Raw genomic sequence first — 17,003 nt, 5'->3', positions numbered from 1 at the left:
GCGCGAGCAGTACGACGCCGGCGAACCCGACAGCGTCGAGAACGCGGTGCGCACGGCGGGTCAGCTGATCTGGAGCAACTTCAAGCAGAGCGAAGATCTGCTCAAGGTCATGTTGCGCGAGCCCGACGAACTCGGCGACCTCGACGAGAAGACGTGGCAAGTCATCACCGACAACGCCTATCAGCGGTTCGCCCACGAACTTGCCGCGTCCAACCGCTCCGGCCGCACCGATATCCCCGACCCGGAGGCGGCCGCCGCCGCCGCGATCGGGTCGTTGTCCTACGCCGCGACGCTGCGTGCCCTCACCGGCCGCCTGCCCGGAAACATCGACGAAGACCGCTACTTCGAGGCGTGGGTGAAGCAAACACTCAGTGTCCTCGCGCACTACCGAACACCTAAAACCCCTACCCAGCAACAAGTTTCAGGAGCACAACAGTGACATTCTCTATGCAACTCAGTGACGACGTGATCGAGGTGCGCGATTGGGTGCACAAGTTCGCCGCCGACATCATCCGCCCGGCCGCCGCCGAATGGGACGAGCGGGAGGAAACCCCGTGGCCGGTGATCCAGGAGGCCGCGAAGGTGGGCCTGTACTCCCCCGACTTCTTCGCCCAGCAGGCCGCGGAGGCCACCGGGCTCGGCATGCTCACCGCGTTCGAGGAGATGTTCTGGGGCGACGCGGGCATCGCCCTGTCGATCATGGGCACCGGACTGGCCGCGGCGGCGTTGGCGGGCAACGGGACTCCGGAGCAGCTGGGCCAGTGGCTACCCGAAATGTTCGGCACCGCCGACGAACCCAAGCTCGGCGCGTTCTGCTCATCGGAGCCTGACGCGGGTTCGGACGTCGGCGGCATCCGCACCAGGGCTCGCTATGACGAGGCCAGCGGAGAATGGGTGCTCAACGGCACCAAGACCTGGGCCACCAACGGCGGCATCGCCAACGTGCACATCGTCGTCGCCTCGGTCTACCCGGAACTCGGCACCCGCGGCCAGGCCAGCTTCGTGATCGGGCCGGACACCAAAGGCCTTGCGCAGGGCCAGAAATTCAAGAAGCACGGCATCCGCGCCTCGCACACCGCCGAGGTTGTGCTCGACAACGTCCGGCTCCCCGAGGACGCGATCCTCGGCGGCCGCGAAAAATTCGAGGCGCGGGTCGCCCGGGTCAAGTCCGGTGCGTCCACGCGCGGTCAGGCGGCGATGAAGACCTTCGAGCGCACCCGTCCGACGGTGGGCGCGATGGCCGTCGGCGTGGCCCGGGCCGCCTACGAGTACGCGCTCGACTACGCCTGCCAGCGTGAGCAATTCGGCCGCAAGATCGGTGAATTCCAGGCCGTCGCGTTCAAACTGGCGGACATGAAGAGCCGCATCGACGCAGCCCGGCTGCTGGTGTGGCGGGCTGGCTGGATGGCGAACAACAACCAGAACTTCGACAGCGCCGAGGGGTCGATGGCCAAGCTGGTGGCCAGCGAGACCGCCGTCTACGTGACCGACGAGGCGATCCAGATTCTCGGCGGCAACGGTTACACCCGCGACTACCCCGTGGAGCGGATGCACCGGGACGCGAAGATCTTCACCATCTTCGAGGGCACCAGCGAGATTCAGCGCCTGGTGATTTCGCGTGCGCTGACCGGACTGGCCATTCGTTAGGCCGCCGCGCCCTGGCGTTGCTGGCCGACCACCGACAGTCCCGCCAGCCGGCGCCAGGAGCGGATGGCCTGCCGCGTCACCGCGACGATCACCGCGGCACCGGCGTCCAGGTTGGCCAGCCGATGCGCACGCAGCGCGTTGCCGGTCACGGCGTCGAGCGCGTCCCAGTCGTCGGTGTCGGCGAACAGGGTCGACTGGTAGGCGGCGCGCACGGCGTACTTCTGCGCACTCGGCGGCATCGCCGCGCTGACCTCGCGTGCGAGCCGGCCGGCCCGGTCCCAGGTCGCGATGTCCGGCAACTCGCCGGGCGCCAGGGTGCGGTGCAGTTCGGCGATCGCCGAGATAGACTCGGCCGCAACATCATCCGCGTATCGGATGACTCCCCACGGCGGGCTGATCAACAGTTTGGATAGCCACCGGCGAACCACGTCGGCGCCGACGTCGGCCGTTCCGACCGTCAGCCAACCCAGGTCGAGGGCCACCACGGCGTCCGCCGGGGACAGGTAGCCGTCCGGTCCGGCCAACTGGTCGTTGCACAGCTGGACGAAGGCGGCCAGCGGCCGGGCGGAAGTCGCCGGGAAGTCGGTGATCCGCTCGTCGCCGTTGATGTACGAAATGACGTTCATGGCACACCCTTTGGCAGATCCCGGCTGGTGGGATCCGCGCGCCAGCCGCAGCGGATGGGTGATGCGCTCGAGGTCCATGGTGAAACGCATTGTATGACGGGTGACGTCACGACGCTTCTGGACACGGCGGGATGACATGATGACGCACATGGCATTTCTGTTGGACTCGGCCCTGAATCCGGTTGTGGACGACGAGACCGTAGTGGGCTCGATAGGCGTCATCGAAAGCCGCGCCGTTGCCGGCTCCGCCGCTGTCGCGGGCAGCGTCGCGGTGGCCGGATCGGCGACGACCGCGGGCAGCGTCGCGGTGGCGGGATCCGTCGCGACGGCCGGCAGCGTGGCGGTGGCGGGTTCGGCCGCAACGGCGGGCAGCGTCGGGGTGATCGCCAGCCTGTTGACGGTGATCTGCGTGTTCGTCCAGGAATGCGTGGCCTGCCTGGCCTGCATCGCCTGCACCCGATGCGTGGGTTGTGTCGCGTGCGTGCGGTGCACCGACTGCGTGGGGTGTGTCGGCTGTGTCAACTGTTCGGGTCTGCGGAATGCCAGGGGCGCCAGGAACATTCATCTGGAACCGGCTGCTTGAGCAGCAGGTGCGGTGCGGCCCTCTGGGTCCTCGGAGCCATCGGGTATCTGGTCCTGGAGGCGCTGGCCGCCGCCGGCTATCCGCACTACAGCTATGCCGACAACTACATCAGTGATCTTGGGGTCGCCGGCTCCAGGACGCATGTCATGCACGCCGCGTTCTGCTCGTATGGCGTGCTGTTTCTGCTCGGCGCCGTCCTGATCGTGGGCGTGCCGGCCAGTCGACGGGCCAGCATCTTCCTGGCCATGGCCGCCATCAACGCCGTCGGGAACATCGTGGTGGGAACGATATACAGCGGCAAGGTGCACGTCGTCGGGGCCGCTCTGGCGATCGTGGGCGGCAACGTGGCCATCGCGGCCGGGTCCAGGGTGGTCGGCATCGCCCGCCGCTGGTACCAGCGCGGCTCCGAACTCGTTGCCGCCCTGGGGTTGTTATCGCTGACCATGCTGGTGGTCGATTCGGCGATCACCGATTCCCGGATACTGCCCGACGGGGTATGGGAACGCGGCAGCGTGTACTCGATCACCCTCTGGCAGTTGCTGACGGCTGGCTGCCTGCTCGCGGCCGAAGATCCGGACCCCGATCCGGCACAGTGACTACTTCCCGGTGAAGTTCGGCGCCCGCTTCTCCAGGAACGCCCGCGGACCCTCCTTGGCGGCGGCCGGCGCCATGACGGCCATCCCGAGCTCGAGTTCCCGCGGAAAGGCTTCGGCCTCGGTCTTTTCCAGATTCTCCAGCACCGACGCTTTGATGTTGCGCACGGCCAGCGGGCCGTTGGCCGCCACCTGTGCGGCGATCTCCCGCGCCTTGCCCAGTGCTCCACCGGCGGGCGTGACGTGTCCGACCAACCCGACCTCGTAGGCCCGCTGCCCCGTGATCGGCGTCCCGACCAGCAGCATCTCCATCGCAACGGTGTAGGGAATCTGCCGGGGCAACCGGATCGTCGACGCGCTCATCGGGAACAGGCCGCGCTGCACCTCGCTGATCGCAAGTTGCGCGTTCTCGGCGGCGACCCGGATGTCGAAGGCCTGCAGGATCTCCATCCCGCCGGCGTAGCAGTAACCCTCCACGGCGGCGATGATCGGCTTCTTTACGTAGTGATCCTTCAGGAATCCCTTGTAGATCAACGAGAAATCGGCCTTGACCCGCTCCTCGTACTCGTTCTGAGGTGGTTCACCGGCGATCAATGCGCTCACCAGCCGGTCCAGGTCCGCGCCGGCGGAGAAGTTGCCCGCCGCCCCGGTCATGATCGCGACACGCAGGTCGGGATCGTCGTCGAGCAGGTCCCAGGCATCGGCGAGCCGGCACAACACCTCCGGGTTGAAGGCGTTTCGTTTTTCCGGGCGGTTGATGGTGATGGTCAGGATGTGTTGGTCGCGCTCGACGAGGACTGCCGCTGCTGCCACGTACTGGTGTCTAGCACGAAACCCCATTGCTGAGATAGTGAGGAACCTCTCGTCTACGGGTAACGAGGAATAACGCGCCCGGGCGGCATTGTCTGAGCACCGGTGGGCACCGCAACGCTGAGAACATCGAGTGAGGGGACCAGACTCCTGTTCGCCGGCGTGCTGGCGACCCTGCTGGCGATGGGCTGGGCCGCCAGCCACTTCACCGCGCTGATGCCCGCCCTGGGCGCAGGCAAGCACCTCAGCGCGGCCACCCTCGATGTGATATTCGGCGTTTACGCGATCGGATTGCTGCCCGGCCTGCTGGTCGGCGGTCGGGCATCCGACACCTTCGGTCGCGCCTCGGTTGCGCTGGCGGGCTCGCTGACGGTCCTGCTGGGCACGGTGGCGATGCTGCCGTCGCAGGAGTCCGGGGTGCTGATGGTGGGACGGCTGATCGTCGGGCTGGGCGTGGGCCTCGCCGTCAGCTCGTGCACATCATGGGCCTCGGATCTGCACGGATCCGCCGGGGCGGCCCTGGCCGGTGCGGTGTTGATGGCCGGTTTCGCCGTCGGACCCTTCGCTTCGGGTGCGATCGCCTCGATCGCGCGGTCCGGCGTCCGGTTGTCATTCGCCGTCGCCGCCGGCCTGGTCGCGGTGGCGATGATCATCGCGGTCGGTGTGTCGCAGCGGGCGGCAGCGGCCGTGCGGCCGCAGCCGGTACCGGAGGCCGCAGCGCCGGGGAGTGGGCGCCTCGCGTTGGGGTGGGCCATGCCGCTGGCCCCGTGGGTGTTCGCCTCTGCGTCGGTCGCTTTCGTCACCATCCCCACCAAGGTGCACACGGGTCTGGCCGCACCCCTGGCGGCCGGGGCTGCCGCACTGATCACCAACGGCGCCAGCGGGATCATCCAGCTGGTGGCCCGGGCGCGCCGCTGGGGCCCGCAAACCGGCACCGTCGGGGCGTTGCTTGCCGCACTCGGATACGCGGCGCTCGCGATCGCGCCGTCGACCGTGCCGCTCGGGCTGGGCCTCGCGCTGGTGCTGCTGCTCGGATGCGCCTCCGGACTGTGCCTGCGCGAGGGCCTGATCGACGTGGAGGCCGCGGCGCCGCAACATGTTCGCGGGACCCTGACCGGGATCTTCTATGCCGTGACGTACGTCGGGTTCGGCTTGCCGCTGCTGTTGACCGTGCTCGGGTCCGGCCCGGAGACGACGCTGATCTTCGCCGGGTTAACGGGGCTGGCGACGACCGCTGCGCTCAGCCGCGCGGTGCGGTTGCGGCGTCATCCGCACCGGCAGCACCGCGCGACTCTTGCGTCGGCCTGAACCCGGTTTGCGCGATGGCGACGGACACACAGTTGCCGATCGGGCCGCGATTGTCGACCAGGACGGCTGAACCCGTCGCGACACCGTCGTCGCTGTAGTGGGTGAGCGAGCCGAGCCCGAGGTGGGGGCCGTCGGGCAGCCGGCTCAAGGTCAGCGTGTAGTCGACGTTGATGAATTCCAGCCCCTGGGTTCCCCAGTTGGCGATCGACGCCGTGATGTCGCCGGCCATGGCGGCGCGGGTAAAAGCCGTCATCGGTTCGTCGTCGATCAGCGGACGCGTTTCCTGCAGCCAGGTGTACTTCGGGCCGAACGTCTGCGCCCACTCGGGGTCCGGGTTCTGCAACTCCGCGCCCCACCCGTAGGTGCGGATGAACAGCGACGGGGCGTCGAACACTTCCGGCAGCGGGGGCATCTGTACCGGCTGCGACCAGATTTGCCCGTCGGGCTGGGCACCGCGCCGCAGGAAGAGTGCACTGGCCTGCGCGACTGTGTTCCCCTCCTGGACGACGGCGGCCTCGACGAGGCGCAGCCGCCGCCGGTCTTGGAGCACGCGGGCGCGGACCTCGAGGGGCTGCAAGGCGGTGGGGCGCGGCAGGTCGACTGTCAGGCGGGCGGGCTGAAACTGCGGGTCGTCGACAGCGCGCTCGACCGCCCAGCCCAACAGGCCACCGACCACGTGGCCGCTCAGCGACGGCCCCCAACCACCCCGTGCGATCGCGGTCGGCACGAAGCCGTTCTCCGCACGCCGGAAATAGGGCGGCGAGTCCGCCGTGACGCCACCGTCAGAATCGCCGTGCACCCCGTTTTTCTACAGCACCTGGCGTTTGCGGCGCGCACAGGGATCCCCGGCCCATCCGGCGCGTAGCCTTGGCGCATGGGTGGCACTGGCACCACGAATATGGTGCTGATTCTCCTGGTGGCGATGGTGGTCTTCTTCATCGGACTCGTCGGGTACGCCAAATTCGCCTCCCGCAACAGATCCGACCGCGACGACGAGGATTGACGCCTATTTCCAGGCGAACGGCGGTTGCTCGAGTTCGTCGACCGGGTCGTCCTTGCCTTCCAGACCCAGCCAGCGCAGCTGCAACAGCACCGCACCGGTGGGCGCATGGATCAGGTCGTTGCCCAGCGGGATCTGGACGACCGGGCGTGGGCTTTCCGGGATGCTGATGTATCGCGGCGAGTCGGGTCGCTGCAGCTGATGCAGACCCACCCGGTAGACCGCCATCACCTCCTCGGGCGCCGGCCGCGGATCGAGCCGGCCGCCACCCCAGATCACCACCGGCGTAATGACATATCCCGACCGGGTCGGATAGTCGTCGAGCAATCCCAGCACGGCGGATTCGGGCAACCCGATTCCGACTTCTTCGTCCAGTTCGCGCAGCGCCGCACCGATCACGCTCTCACCCGGGTCCAGCCTGCCACCGGGCAAGGCCCACTGAGCGGCGTGCGCAGACATGCGCGTTGCTCTGCGGCACAACAGGAATGCCGCGCCGCCGGCCACGTCGACCATGTGGCCGTCCAGGCCCACCTCCGGCATCGGCCGTCCACCGATCCATTCGTCCACCGGCGCCGGGTCGATGCGGTCTTCGCCGACCTCGGAGTCGACCAGCACGACCGCAACCGCCGCGTGCCGCTTCGTCGGGTCGGTCACCGTCCGGCGGCGGTGGCCGGCCAGGCGCGTCCGGATCTCCTCACGCAGCGCGTCGTCGTATGCGATGGTCACCGCTCGACCATAGGCGGTGCTAGGGCCGGCCGCGGGCCGGAGTCTGACCTGCAACCCCGTGCCGCAGCGGCGTGTTGGCTTCGGCGGCTGTCGCTTCCTGCACCGTGGAGCCCAGCGAGGTGCCGTGCACTTCCGGTGTGTTCCGGGGGTCACCGCCCGAAGGTTTGGCGCCACCTTGAATCTCGTCCAGCCGCGCCACCAACACCTGCAGCACCGGCGTGCGCTGACCGTGGGCATGCTCGTGCGAGATCAATTCGTGCAATTGCGACTCTTGCAGCAGGCGGACCCGGTGGCGCAGATCGCCAAGGGGTAGCTGGTCGTAATCGGGTATCGGCAACTCGTCGGCAGCAGACATGTCGTCCTCCTTCACCGAAATCGGCTACCCGTTGAGGCGGCACGGAAACGGCTGGACACGGCTGCCGATGCCTGCAGCGAAAGCAGATACAAAGTCAGCGCCGACCAGGAGTCGGCGATGGCGCTCGCGCCCGCATCCACCAGCTCGCTGCTCCGCATCCCACGCTCGGCGTTTGGGACATACATCAGGTTGCCGATCGTGACGAATCCGGCCGCAACCGCCGAACGTACGCCCGCAACGGAGTCTTCGACCGCTAACCCTTGGTCTGGGTGGATGTCCAGAACCTCAGCTGTGTGCAGATACGCCGCCGGGTGCGGCTTGCTCGTGGGCACCGGGAGCGAGTCCTCGGCGCTGAACCGCAGTTCGGCGGGAATGAGGTCATCGAGCCCGGTGGCCGTGAAGCACGCGTCGAGGCGGGCCGACGCACTCGAACTCACCGCCGCTAGCGCGTATCGAGCGGCCAGTGCGCCCAGCGCGTGTTGCACCCGGCTGTCCGGGCGCAGGGTGGCTACCAGGCGTGCGGTGACATGCCGGCGCTCAAGGGCCACCCACTCCTCGAGCTCATCGGCACCCAGTGCGTGACCGGCGGCGAGCTCAGCACTGGTGGCGATGCGTGCGTACGGGCGGCCCGAAGCCAGTGCCGGGTCGATCGGCACGCCGCCCAGCACAGCGAAATCTACGGCTGTGGTGCGGAAGTTCCTGCCTGTGGCGCTCTTTCGGAGCTGATCAGCGGTATATTGCTCCGGCACACCGAATCTGACCAGGAATCGGTTGGTGACTTGCGCCGACGCGTCGAACGCCGGCTCTTCGGAAGGGAACAGGTTGCCGTCGGCGTCGCAGAGCACCGTGGTGATGAGTGCTGGATCGAATCGGCGAACTACCTGCAGACGACTCAACGCCGCATCATCTCCGGGTAATGCGCGCATATCATGTTGCGTCAGCCGTATTCCGGGACCGCCGGACCGCCCGCACCGCCAACGCACCGGCTACGACAGGAACCGCCCAGGGTGCGCCGACGAGTATCGGGTCGATCCAGGTGTGGGAATTGTCGACTCGCTTGGACGCGCGCCTGGCCGACAAGCCGTTGTGGGTGAATTCGCTCCTGACCCCGGTCTCGGTGATCGGGTTGTCGGGACGCAGGCTCAACAGCGAGGCGAGGTGGCTCTCGACGGCGTCGACGCGGTCGGCGGCGATCAGCAGCAGCCAGTGCGCGGCCCGCGCCTCGCTGTACTTGCGATACGCGAACTTGCGGATGGCGCCCGAGAGTCCCCTGGGAGGCGTCGAAGTGCCGAACACCGGGGTCAGCATCCCGTGCTCGATTGACCGCTCACGGGGCCATTTTTCGCGCTGCCGCTCGGGAAACTCCCAGTGGGCGCCGGTCGCCGGTGGTGGATTCACCTCGAGTTTGGGGTACGACGGCCGGTCGCGTGGGTCGAGATCGGCGCCCCAACCCGGGATTCGGGCCCGTAACCCGTCGGAATCGTGGGTTCGCGGCAGATTCGGTAGGTAAGCCATGGGATGTCCTGTCGTCAACTTGCGGTGGGCAGGATGATCGGCTTGATGCAGTCATCCAGCTTGGCGGAGAAGATGTGGTACGCCTCGGCAATGTGCTCTAGCGGGATGCGGTGCGTGACAATGTCTTTCGGATTCAGATAGCCGTTCTCGATGTGGGAGAACAGCCGTGGCCATTGGCGCTTGACCGGGCACTGGTTCATCCGCAGGGTCAGGCCCTTGTTCAAGGCGTCGCCGAGTTTCACGGCGCTGAACATCGGCCCGTACGCTCCCACGATGGAAACCGTTCCGCCCTTGCGGACGGAGTCGATGGCCCAGTTGACCGCGATCGGCGAGCCGCCCTGCAGCTTGAGCTTGGCTGCGGTGACATGTTGCAGGAAGTTGCCGTCGGCCTCCGCGCCCACCGCATCGATCGCGACATCCGCACCGAGATAGTCGGTTTCCTTCTTCATCTTGACGACGATGTCGTCGCACTCGGCAAAGTTGATGGTCTCGGCGAAAGCGAACGTGCGCGCCTTCTCCAACCGGTATTCCAGGTGGTCGATCACGATCACCCGTCCGGCACCCATCAGCCAGGCGGATCTGGCCGCGTACAACCCGACCGGTCCGGCGCCGAAGACGGCGACGGTGTCCCCTTCGGCAATGTCGCCCAGTTGAGCGCCGAAGTACCCGGTGGCCAACGCGTCGGTGCACAGCAGCGCGTCCTCTTCGTCCATCCAGTCCGGAATCTTGGCCGGCCCGACGTCGGCGAACGGGACGCGCACGAATTCCGCTTGGCCCCCGTCATAGCCGCCGCAGGTGTGTGAGTAGCCGTAGATCCCGCCCACTGCCGTGGCGTTCGGATTGACGTTGTGGCAATTGGAGTAGAGGCCCCGCACACAGAAATAGCAAGAGCCGCAGTAGACATTGAACGGCACCATCACCCGGTCGCCTCGTTGCAGGTTCTGCACCGACGGTCCGACCTCTTCCACCACGCCGATGAACTCGTGACCGAACGTCATGCCGACCCGAGTGTCAGGCATCATGCCGTGGTACAGATGCAAGTCCGATCCGCAGATTGCGGCCATGGTGACTCGCACAATCGCATCGTTGGGGTGTTCGATCGGCGGGATGTCCTTCTGCTCGACCCGCACCTTGTACGGACCGCGGTAAACCATTGCTCGCATGTGGCTCCCTCTACCCTCGCAGCACACTCCTAACCGTGACGATTTCGTCAGAAAAGTGCGCGGCAGCGCGGGCGAGGTGTACATCCGTGGTCGGAGGCGGGTCCCGATCGGGCACTCACTGACGGTCCAGCTCGGTCACCCCTACAGCCGAAGGTGACCGAGCGCACATAGTTAGGGCACTAACTAGTTGGGTACGATGGAAATCGAATCCCGAATGCTAGGAGCGGACCATGGCTGCCGATCGCCCGAATATCTGGCAATACATCGCCTATTCGTACGGACGGCGCCTGCCCGACTCGATGCGAGAGTGGGTGGCCAATGACTTGGCCGGCGAGGGCGCCGTCCGTCGGCACATGATCCGCATCGGGATACCGCCGCTGCTGGTGCTGGCCCCGTTCTGGCTGTTGCCCGCGTCGTTGTACGTGCACCTGGAGATGACGGCGCCGATCTACATCTGGTCATTGTTGATCGCGATGGCACTGAACAAGGTGTGGCGCCGGCACCGGCTGGCCCAGCACGGCCTCGATCCCAACCTGGTCGACGTGATCAAGCGTCAGAAGCAGGCGCACATCCACGAGGACTACGCGCGCCGCTACGGGCCGCGCCCGGAGTCGGCCGAATGGCAGGCGAACAGTAGCCCGTTCTGAGCATCATCCCGACTGGCACGGGGGGGCGTCATGGGCACCAAAACCGCTGCGGCAGACCCGCTGGCACTGGAACATCAGGTGTGCTTCGCGCTGGCCGCCACCAATCGCGCGGTACTCGCGGTCTACCGGCCACTGCTGGAGCCGCTCGGGCTGACCCACCCCCAGTATCTGGTCATGCTGGCGCTGTGGGACAACGCTAAAACCGGTGGAAAAGCATTGTCCGTCAAGGATATTGCCGGGCTCCTGCAGATCGACTCAGCCACCCTGTCACCGATGCTGAAACGGTTGCAGGCCCAGGGTTTGATCACCAAGACCCGCAGTACCGCGGATGAGCGCACCACCCATGTCGAATTGACCCCGCAGGGTCGCAACCTGCGCCGGCAGGCGCTGAAGGTTCCCGGAGCGGTCGTCGAGCGGCTCGGGGTGGACCTCGCCGAGCTGGAGCATCTGCGCGAGGTGCTGACCAAGGTCAACGCGGCCGCGGTGGCCGCCGGTGCGCTCGACGCGTGACGCCGTGACCGACGCCGTCCGAGTCGGGCACATCGATCTGAGCTTTCACGACGCGGCAGCACGAGAGGTCGAGCGGATTCTGCGCGAGCACGGCCATCGGATAGCCCGTTCCGCCGCGCCGCACGAGGAGATGTTCCGACGGCTCGGCAACGGTGCGATCGACCTGCTGGTGTCCGCCTGGCTGCCGGCAAGCCACGGCGCGGGAATCAGCCGCTTCTCCGCAGCCATCGTGGAGCAATACGGTTTGGCCGCAGCGGGATACACATTTGCGACCGGGACCGAGGCGCAATGCTTCGGACGGTACGTGGCCGCCGTCGCCGACCGGCGTTGGGTGGTGGTCCCGCTCTGGCAGCCGCACTGGCTGCATCACCGCTATCGCATTCGCGAGCTCAAGGAGCCGCGCGGCCTGCTGGGCGGCACCGATGCGACGACGTTGATCGTTCGCAAGGACGCCGAACAGCGGATCGGTGCGGCCGCACTGGCGGAGTTGGCCACGCTGCACCTCGGCAACGCGCGGGTCAGCGAGCTCGACGACCTTTTGCAGCGCTGAGCGTCACGCGTGCCGCAGCACCAGCAACTCCCCCGTCAGCACCCCGTCTTCGAGCAACCGGCCTATGCGCCCGCTCTGCCGCTCGGCGAGCTGCCACGCTTCGGTGTGGCCGTAGCGATCGGTGAGGGCCTGCGTGACGGCGTCGACCCGTTCATTCCACGTTTCGGGTATCGCCGGCAGCTCGGCGGTTCGCAGCCATTCCTCGATCCGTAGCGAGGATTGCCGGACCAGGTCGGCCAGGCCGTCCGGGCTCGGAAAATGGTTGCTTTCAAGCTGATCCGCCGGAATCTCGTCATGGGCGACGAACGCGAGCAGGCCGATGTAGCCGCCCCGGCGCACCGTGCGGTGCAACTCCTCCAGCAACTGGCGTTGATCCGGCGTCGTGCACAACACTCCCAATGACCAGGCGGCGTCGAAGGCCGAATCAGCAAGAGGCGCCTGGGATCCCGATGCGCAAACCACCGGATAGCCGAACAATCGCTTGGCGGCGCGACAAGCACCCGTCTCCGGCTCCAGCAGCACTGGGACCACCTCGCGCGCCTGCGCGGCATAGGCGGCCGGGCCGCCGACGCCGGCCCCGGAGTCCAAGAAGGCCGCGCCCGGTTGGAGTTCCATGTGCTCGATGAGCCAATCCAGCGCCGCCGGGCTGCCGCTACCCCGGCAACCGGCGGGAATGTGATAGTCCGGACCCAAATCGGCCGCCACCCGGGCGGTCCATTCGGCCACCGTGTCAAACTCGGCCTGCATGGCGTCGGTCATTGCGCCTCCTGTCTGATCCTGCGGCCGACCTCGGCCTTGATCTCCGCGCCGATGTGTGCGCCGGACGCCGACGCAAGCCCGGAAACATTCACGCCCGCAACACCTTCGATCGAGAGCAACTCGCGGGCCTCGGCAACGGCGGCGGCGATCCCCGCCGCCACCGGATCCGTCGCGGTCAAGACCTGTTCCGTCACCGCCTGGTCCAATTCGAGACCCGGCAACCCCTGCAGCACAGCCGCGGACACACTGTCGGTGAACACCGCCACGGCGGCGATCACCGGGATGGACAAGCCCGCCGACCGCGCCGCCGTCATGAAATTCGCGATCATCCCGGGATACGGGACGTGATTGAGCACGGCCACATCCGCTCCGGCCCGCTGCTTTTCCACCAGGCGCGCGGGGCGCGCGTGCACCGGAGGCGCCGTCGGTGTTTCGGGCACCGCGGGTGTCACCCCGACCGATGCGGCCAGCGACACCAGCCGCGGCCCGTCCAGATCGAAGGTCTGGGTCACGTCCGGGCGTACGTCGTAGCCGCGCCCGTCGCCGGTGACACAGAGCACGGTGTCCACTCCGATGCTGCGCAACCCGCGCAGTTCCTGTTCGAGCACCACCCGGTTACGGTCGCGGCAGGACAACGTGATCCACGGCGCCACGCCCACGTCGAGCAACAGCGATCCCATCAGTGTCGGGGGAAAGTCCGGCTTGTTCTGATGCTCACCCACCAGCACTGCATCACAGGCCGGCGCCAGGATCGCGGCCGTGGCCGCGACGTCGCCGCGGTCGAAGGGCGCACAACTGAAGTCGGTGAGCACCAAGGGACCGGAGTTCTGCCACCGGGCGGGTCGCCGTGCCGGCGCCGGCCCAGCCCACGGCACCACGTCATCGAATGCGCATGCGCCGGCGCGCATTTCGCATTGGCCGTCGGGTCGTACCCCGCCGCATGGCCCGAACTCCATGCGTTTCGGACAGTCCACCTCCATCGGCACCCGGCGCCCCCTCGTGATCGCTACTCGCAGGCGAATACCCAACGGACCGCACCCGCAAGCACGGTACTACTGGGGCACGGCGGCCGTTGTCCCATCCGGAGTGCCCAATCGCTCGGCGAGCCAGGGCAGCGTGAGGGCGAAGGCCGTGGCGGCCGAGGGCCAGTCGTGCTTGCCGGGCAGCGCGACGACCTTGCAGGAGATGCCGTTTGCGGTGCCGAGCGCGCACAGTTCCCGGGCGGCGTCCTGCCCGACGGCCTTGTGGTCCGCGGAGGCACCGGGAACGGCGAACAATCCGGACAGGTCGGCGTAGTGGCCGTGGCGGGTGATGGCGGTGGCCGGATCGAACCACCAGTAGGCGGCGGCGTCGCCACCGAACAACCGCTCGACCGTTTGCTCGCGAGTGCCCGCGTTGGGCCCGATGTCACCGCCGATATCGACGAATGCACTGAATGTTCCGGGGTGCATGACAGCCAGATCGACGGCACACGTACCGCCAGAGGAAAAGCCGACGACACCCCATTCCGTCTGTGCACCGAGCGCGAATTGATCGGCGATCTCCGGGATCACTTCGGCGGTCAGATGGTCGGCGGCGTTGCCGCGCGGCCCGTTGACGCACTCGGTGTCGGAGGTGAATCCGCCTGTCGCATCGGCGAATACAGCCACGGGTGCGTTGCCGCCGTGCGCGGCGGCGTAGCGGTCGAGCGCGGTGAGGGCATCGCCGGCGCGAACCCAGTCCGCCGGGGTGTTGAACTCGCCACCGATCATCAGTACCGCGGGCAACGCCGGTGGCGGCGTGCTGCTGAACCAGGCCGGCGGCAGGTAGACCCATTCGGTGCGGTGCGCGAAACGCGACACTCTTGTGCTGGTGTGCGCCGGCACCAATGCGCCGTTCGTTGGCGCCACGCCTTGCCGTTGCATCGCACGCATCGTCGCCAGGTCTATCTGGCCAGGCAGGGGCCGGTTGGCCAGCTGGCTCCAGGCACTGTGCACGGTGGCGAAGTAACCCAACCAGCCGTTGATGATCAACCCGGTGCTGAGCAGGCAGAAGGACGCGGCGAATACCAGCACGTTGCGCCGCCACCAGCCGGCGCCCCGCCAGCCGAGGACCGCCAGGGCGACGGCCAGCCCGACCAGCGTCACCCACAGCCACATCTGCCACGGCGCGGGCTCACTGGCCAGCCCAAGCGTCCCGTAGTACCAGTACGCCAGCCCGCCGGTGACCGCGGCCGCACCAAACGCCAATGGCACCCGTCGCGTGCGCCAGCGCCGCCCGCGCCATCCGATGGCGTACAGCAGCGCGCCGGCGGCCAGGCACTGCACCGCCGCCGGGATGACGCCGTGCATCAGTGAGGCGCGCTCGAACATGGCCGGGGAGTACCCACTCCCGCGGCCACGGCACCTGTTCAGCCGGTCGGCGCAGGAACGATGTCGGCGGCGCCCGGGAATCCCGCCGCCTGCCGCAGTTCGGCGAAGGCGTCGACGAAGGCGTCGGTCACCTCGTGGGTGTCGGTCAGGGTGGAGTCGTCGCAGAGCACCGAGACGCTCAGCTGGTCGACATAGCTCCAGACGGTGATGTTCAGCGCGGCGCCCGCGGCCAGCGGACCCACCGAATAGAACTCGCTGATCTCCGCACCCGCGATGCGACCGCGTTCCCGCGGGCCCGGCACATTCGACACGATCAGGTTGAACAGCTGGTTGGGTGCCTCGCGCCGCGACATCCACGAAAACGTCGCGCGCGTGATCGTGGGCGGCACGAATTCCAGCCACCGGCCCACCAGCGTGGGGCCGAGCAGTTGGTGATCCTCCTTGGCGATGCGCGTCGACGTCCGAATCAGACCCAGACGCCCCATCGGGTCGGCGACCTGCACCGGCAGCGAAACCAGCATGGTGGCCAGGGCGTTGCCGGTGATCCGGTCGGGCGACGTGTCGGTGGCAGTGGGGATCGAGGCGATCAGCGGCCGGTCGGCGGCCTCACCGTGATCGCGCAGCAGTCGCCGCAGGGCGCCCGCCGCGACGGTCAACACCAGATCGTTGATGGTCACTTCGAGTCTTTTGCTGACGGCTTTGACGTCGGCCAACGGCAGCGAGGCGCTCGCGAAAGTCCGTCCCGGCGACAGCTTGTGGTTGAGGAAGGTGGGCGCCGGATCGAACCGGCCGGCAAGTTCCGGGTGCCGCAAGCGGTGCCGGGCCCGGCGCTGCAAGCGGTAAGCGCCGACGACTCCGTCCCGAACGGCCGACGGCAACGTTCGGAGCCGCGCGGCATGGTCACGTGCCGCGAACCGCAGCACCTCTCGGGTCGTCGGTTCCGGGGAGCCCGAATCAGCCTGCGGCAGCTCGGATTCGGGCCCGGGCCAGTCCACCGTGCGGGCCATCAAGTTCGCCGAGGCGACACCGTCGGCCAGCACGTGGTGCACCTTGCCGATCACCGCAACGCGCCGGTCGCTCAGCCCTTCCGCGTAATAGAACTGCCACAGGGGGCGACCACGGTCCAGCGGCGTGCTGGCGATCTCGCCGATCAGGGCGTCGAGTTGGCGCCGGCCGCCGGGCGGCGGGACCCGCACGTGCTGCAGGTGGTAGTCGAGGTCGAGTTCGGCGCCTTCGCGCCAGATCGGGCGATGCACCCGCCACGGAGTGGCCACCATCTGATAGCGCATCGGCTCGAGTACCGGCAACCGGTCGCGGAACACCTCACGAAACGCTTCGAATGTCGCCCCGCCTTCAAATCCTGCGGGGCCCTGGAAACCTTCGAAGCCGGACGTATCGACGATCGCCACCTTGAGGGTGTGCTGGTGCACGTTGGGCGTCTCGCTGGCGAGCATGAGCACATCCCAACCACTGAGTCGCTTCACCACCGCTCCTCTCAGCTGCGCCCGAGCTAGGGGACCGCCCGCCTGCCATGGTGGCATGTGGGAAGCCGGCGGTGTACCGATTCGATCGCCTGCACGACCCCCGGCACGAACGCGGCGGGGGCGAAGGTGCACCCGGCGTGGCCCGCCTCGATCGGCACCATCACGGCGTCCGGAATCTGCTCCGCCAGCCACTTCTGCCGGGCCACACCGAACGCGCGATCGCCGAGGTGGTCCGGTTCGACTCAACCTCGTGGGTCGGCGACATCGACGTGCCGACCGCGGTGGTCGTCACGATGAAGGATCGCGCGTTCGGTGTGGCCCGGCAGAAGTGGCTGGCGGAGCAGATTCCGGACGCCGTGATGGTGCCGATCGAGGC

The 17,003-nt window shown here is 67.7% G+C and carries 22 protein-coding genes; 10 read left to right on the top strand and 12 right to left on the bottom strand.

All coding sequences use genetic code 11. The features are described from left to right. Both A9X01_RS23665 and A9X01_RS23660 read left to right on the top strand, forming a co-directional pair. Window positions 1-439, top strand: a 439-nt coding sequence (locus A9X01_RS23665) for a TetR/AcrR family transcriptional regulator C-terminal domain-containing protein (RefSeq protein WP_172832594.1), incomplete at its 5' end; no start/stop codon positions are given. After that, complete coding sequence (locus A9X01_RS23660) at window positions 436-1,647, top strand: acyl-CoA dehydrogenase family protein (RefSeq protein WP_065035775.1); 1,212 nt, start codon at window positions 436-438, stop codon at window positions 1,645-1,647. The genes A9X01_RS23665 and A9X01_RS23660, both read left to right, overlap by 4 nt. Here the strand turns inward: A9X01_RS23660 and A9X01_RS23655 are convergent. After that, window positions 1,644-2,351 carry a hypothetical protein gene (locus A9X01_RS23655; RefSeq protein ID WP_216638937.1) on the bottom strand — a complete coding sequence of 236 codons (708 nt, stop codon included), beginning with the start codon at window positions 2,349-2,351 and terminating at the stop codon, window positions 1,644-1,646. The two genes, A9X01_RS23660 and A9X01_RS23655, sit on opposite strands and share 4 nt — an antisense overlap. 70 nt (window positions 2,352-2,421) lie before the next feature. On the opposite strand from A9X01_RS23655, the gene A9X01_RS29495 reads away from it, so the two are divergent. Further along, window positions 2,422-2,856 carry a hypothetical protein gene (locus tag A9X01_RS29495; protein ID WP_081282583.1) on the top strand — a complete coding sequence of 145 codons (435 nt, stop codon included), beginning with the start codon at window positions 2,422-2,424 and terminating at the stop codon, window positions 2,854-2,856. Next, on the top strand, window positions 2,853-3,452 hold the full coding sequence (locus A9X01_RS23650; protein ID WP_065123053.1) for a DUF998 domain-containing protein: 600 nt from the start codon (window positions 2,853-2,855) through the stop codon (window positions 3,450-3,452). Before A9X01_RS29495 ends, A9X01_RS23650 begins: the two co-directional genes overlap by 4 nt. Here the strand turns inward: A9X01_RS23650 and A9X01_RS23645 are convergent, their stop codons facing one another. Continuing rightward, entirely contained in the window at window positions 3,453-4,262 is an 810-nt protein-coding gene (locus A9X01_RS23645; RefSeq protein WP_253849350.1) for an enoyl-CoA hydratase-related protein, read from the bottom strand. Between the two features lie 180 nt (window positions 4,263-4,442). Here A9X01_RS23645 and A9X01_RS23640 point away from each other — a divergent pair, with 180 nt between their 5' ends. Further along, window positions 4,443-5,567: an MFS transporter gene (locus A9X01_RS23640; protein WP_155772241.1), complete on the top strand. Its 1,125-nt coding sequence runs from the start codon at window positions 4,443-4,445 to the stop codon at window positions 5,565-5,567. Here the strand turns inward: A9X01_RS23640 and A9X01_RS23635 are convergent. Beyond that, complete coding sequence (locus A9X01_RS23635) at window positions 5,500-6,366, bottom strand: acyl-CoA thioesterase domain-containing protein (RefSeq protein ID WP_065123050.1); 867 nt, start codon at window positions 6,364-6,366, stop codon at window positions 5,500-5,502. The genes A9X01_RS23640 and A9X01_RS23635 overlap by 68 nt on opposite strands. Before the next feature lie 75 nt (window positions 6,367-6,441). Between A9X01_RS23635 and A9X01_RS31940 the strand changes: the two genes are divergently transcribed. After that, window positions 6,442-6,570 (top strand): hypothetical protein, encoded by a 129-nt coding sequence (locus A9X01_RS31940; RefSeq protein ID WP_301336956.1) that lies wholly within the window; start codon window positions 6,442-6,444, stop codon window positions 6,568-6,570. A 3-nt stretch (window positions 6,571-6,573) separates the two neighbouring features. On the opposite strand, the gene A9X01_RS23630 is transcribed toward A9X01_RS31940, so the two are convergent. Genes A9X01_RS23630 through A9X01_RS23610 form a run of 5 tightly spaced genes read right to left on the bottom strand, consistent with a single transcriptional unit; the run spans window position 6,574 to window position 10,326 of the window. Continuing rightward, window positions 6,574-7,293, bottom strand: coding sequence for an NUDIX hydrolase (locus A9X01_RS23630; RefSeq protein WP_065123049.1), 720 nt, complete (start codon window positions 7,291-7,293; stop codon window positions 6,574-6,576). A 19-nt stretch (window positions 7,294-7,312) separates the two neighbouring features. Continuing rightward, window positions 7,313-7,648, bottom strand: coding sequence for a DUF8129 domain-containing protein (locus A9X01_RS23625; RefSeq protein WP_065123056.1), 336 nt, complete (start codon window positions 7,646-7,648; stop codon window positions 7,313-7,315). A gap of 11 nt (window positions 7,649-7,659) precedes the next feature. Continuing rightward, window positions 7,660-8,544 carry an HAD family hydrolase gene (locus A9X01_RS23620; RefSeq protein WP_253849349.1) on the bottom strand — a complete coding sequence of 295 codons (885 nt, stop codon included), beginning with the start codon at window positions 8,542-8,544 and terminating at the stop codon, window positions 7,660-7,662. A gap of 31 nt (window positions 8,545-8,575) precedes the next feature. Further along, on the bottom strand, window positions 8,576-9,163 hold the full coding sequence (locus A9X01_RS23615; RefSeq protein ID WP_065123047.1) for a hypothetical protein: 588 nt from the start codon (window positions 9,161-9,163) through the stop codon (window positions 8,576-8,578). Between the two features lie 14 nt (window positions 9,164-9,177). Next, window positions 9,178-10,326 carry a zinc-dependent alcohol dehydrogenase gene (locus tag A9X01_RS23610; RefSeq protein ID WP_065123046.1) on the bottom strand — a complete coding sequence of 383 codons (1,149 nt, stop codon included), beginning with the start codon at window positions 10,324-10,326 and terminating at the stop codon, window positions 9,178-9,180. 230 nt (window positions 10,327-10,556) lie between these two features. Here A9X01_RS23610 and A9X01_RS23605 point away from each other — a divergent pair, with 230 nt between their 5' ends. Genes A9X01_RS23605 through A9X01_RS23595 form a run of 3 tightly spaced genes read left to right on the top strand, consistent with a single transcriptional unit; the run spans window position 10,557 to window position 12,033 of the window. Then, the gene (locus A9X01_RS23605; protein WP_065123045.1) at window positions 10,557-10,973 is read left to right on the top strand and encodes a DUF5313 domain-containing protein; all 417 of its coding nucleotides are present in this window, start codon (window positions 10,557-10,559) and stop codon (window positions 10,971-10,973) included. A 30-nt stretch (window positions 10,974-11,003) separates the two neighbouring features. Further along, complete coding sequence (locus tag A9X01_RS23600) at window positions 11,004-11,483, top strand: MarR family winged helix-turn-helix transcriptional regulator (protein WP_065123044.1); 480 nt, start codon at window positions 11,004-11,006, stop codon at window positions 11,481-11,483. Continuing rightward, on the top strand, window positions 11,467-12,033 hold the full coding sequence (locus A9X01_RS23595; RefSeq protein WP_253849347.1) for a glycine betaine ABC transporter substrate-binding protein: 567 nt from the start codon (window positions 11,467-11,469) through the stop codon (window positions 12,031-12,033). The genes A9X01_RS23600 and A9X01_RS23595 overlap by 17 nt, the downstream gene beginning before the upstream one ends. A 3-nt stretch (window positions 12,034-12,036) precedes the next feature. On the opposite strand, the gene A9X01_RS23590 is transcribed toward A9X01_RS23595, so the two are convergent. The 4 genes from A9X01_RS23590 to A9X01_RS23575 form a co-directional block, all read right to left on the bottom strand. Continuing rightward, window positions 12,037-12,792, bottom strand: a complete 756-nt coding sequence (locus tag A9X01_RS23590; RefSeq protein ID WP_065123043.1) for a class I SAM-dependent methyltransferase — start codon at window positions 12,790-12,792, stop codon at window positions 12,037-12,039. Next, window positions 12,789-13,772, bottom strand: a complete 984-nt coding sequence (locus A9X01_RS23585; protein ID WP_065123054.1) for a methylenetetrahydrofolate reductase — start codon at window positions 13,770-13,772, stop codon at window positions 12,789-12,791. The genes A9X01_RS23590 and A9X01_RS23585 overlap by 4 nt, the downstream gene beginning before the upstream one ends. A gap of 72 nt (window positions 13,773-13,844) precedes the next feature. Then, complete coding sequence (locus tag A9X01_RS23580; protein ID WP_065123042.1) at window positions 13,845-15,143, bottom strand: alpha/beta hydrolase; 1,299 nt, start codon at window positions 15,141-15,143, stop codon at window positions 13,845-13,847. A 38-nt stretch (window positions 15,144-15,181) separates the two neighbouring features. Then, window positions 15,182-16,627 carry a WS/DGAT/MGAT family O-acyltransferase gene (locus A9X01_RS23575; protein ID WP_065123041.1) on the bottom strand — a complete coding sequence of 482 codons (1,446 nt, stop codon included), beginning with the start codon at window positions 16,625-16,627 and terminating at the stop codon, window positions 15,182-15,184. Between the two features lie 137 nt (window positions 16,628-16,764). Here A9X01_RS23575 and A9X01_RS23570 point away from each other — a divergent pair. Beyond that, the coding region (locus A9X01_RS23570; protein ID WP_436405298.1) for an alpha/beta fold hydrolase at window positions 16,765-17,003 on the top strand (239 nt) is incomplete at its 3' end.

The organism is Mycobacterium asiaticum (genome assembly GCF_001668675.1).
GTDB classification, from domain to species: Bacteria; Actinomycetota; Actinomycetes; order Mycobacteriales; family Mycobacteriaceae; genus Mycobacterium; species Mycobacterium asiaticum_D.
This window is presented reverse-complemented; position numbering and strand designations above follow the sequence as displayed.

Bases quoted from the DNA above. Each gene is read 5' to 3' on its own strand.
- A9X01_RS23655 (WP_216638937.1), bottom strand. From the start codon at position 2,351: ATGGACCTCGAGCGCATCACCCATCCGCTGCGGCTGGCGCGCGGATCC.
- A9X01_RS23585 (WP_065123054.1), bottom strand. From the start codon at position 13,772: ATGGAGGTGGACTGTCCGAAACGCATGGAGTTCGGGCCATGCGGCGGG.
- A9X01_RS23590 (WP_065123043.1), bottom strand. From the start codon at position 12,792: ATGACCGACGCCATGCAGGCCGAGTTTGACACGGTGGCCGAATGGACC.
- A9X01_RS23605 (WP_065123045.1), top strand. From the start codon at position 10,557: ATGGCTGCCGATCGCCCGAATATCTGGCAATACATCGCCTATTCGTAC.
- A9X01_RS23610 (WP_065123046.1), bottom strand. From the start codon at position 10,326: ATGCGAGCAATGGTTTACCGCGGTCCGTACAAGGTGCGGGTCGAGCAG.
- A9X01_RS29495 (WP_081282583.1), top strand. From the start codon at position 2,422: ATGGCATTTCTGTTGGACTCGGCCCTGAATCCGGTTGTGGACGACGAG.
- A9X01_RS31940 (WP_301336956.1), top strand. From the start codon at position 6,442: ATGGGTGGCACTGGCACCACGAATATGGTGCTGATTCTCCTGGTGGCG.
- A9X01_RS23640 (WP_155772241.1), top strand. From the start codon at position 4,443: ATGGGCTGGGCCGCCAGCCACTTCACCGCGCTGATGCCCGCCCTGGGC.
- A9X01_RS23625 (WP_065123056.1), bottom strand. From the start codon at position 7,648: ATGTCTGCTGCCGACGAGTTGCCGATACCCGATTACGACCAGCTACCC.
- A9X01_RS23615 (WP_065123047.1), bottom strand. From the start codon at position 9,163: ATGGCTTACCTACCGAATCTGCCGCGAACCCACGATTCCGACGGGTTA.
- A9X01_RS23580 (WP_065123042.1), bottom strand. From the start codon at position 15,143: ATGTTCGAGCGCGCCTCACTGATGCACGGCGTCATCCCGGCGGCGGTG.
- A9X01_RS23600 (WP_065123044.1), top strand. From the start codon at position 11,004: ATGGGCACCAAAACCGCTGCGGCAGACCCGCTGGCACTGGAACATCAG.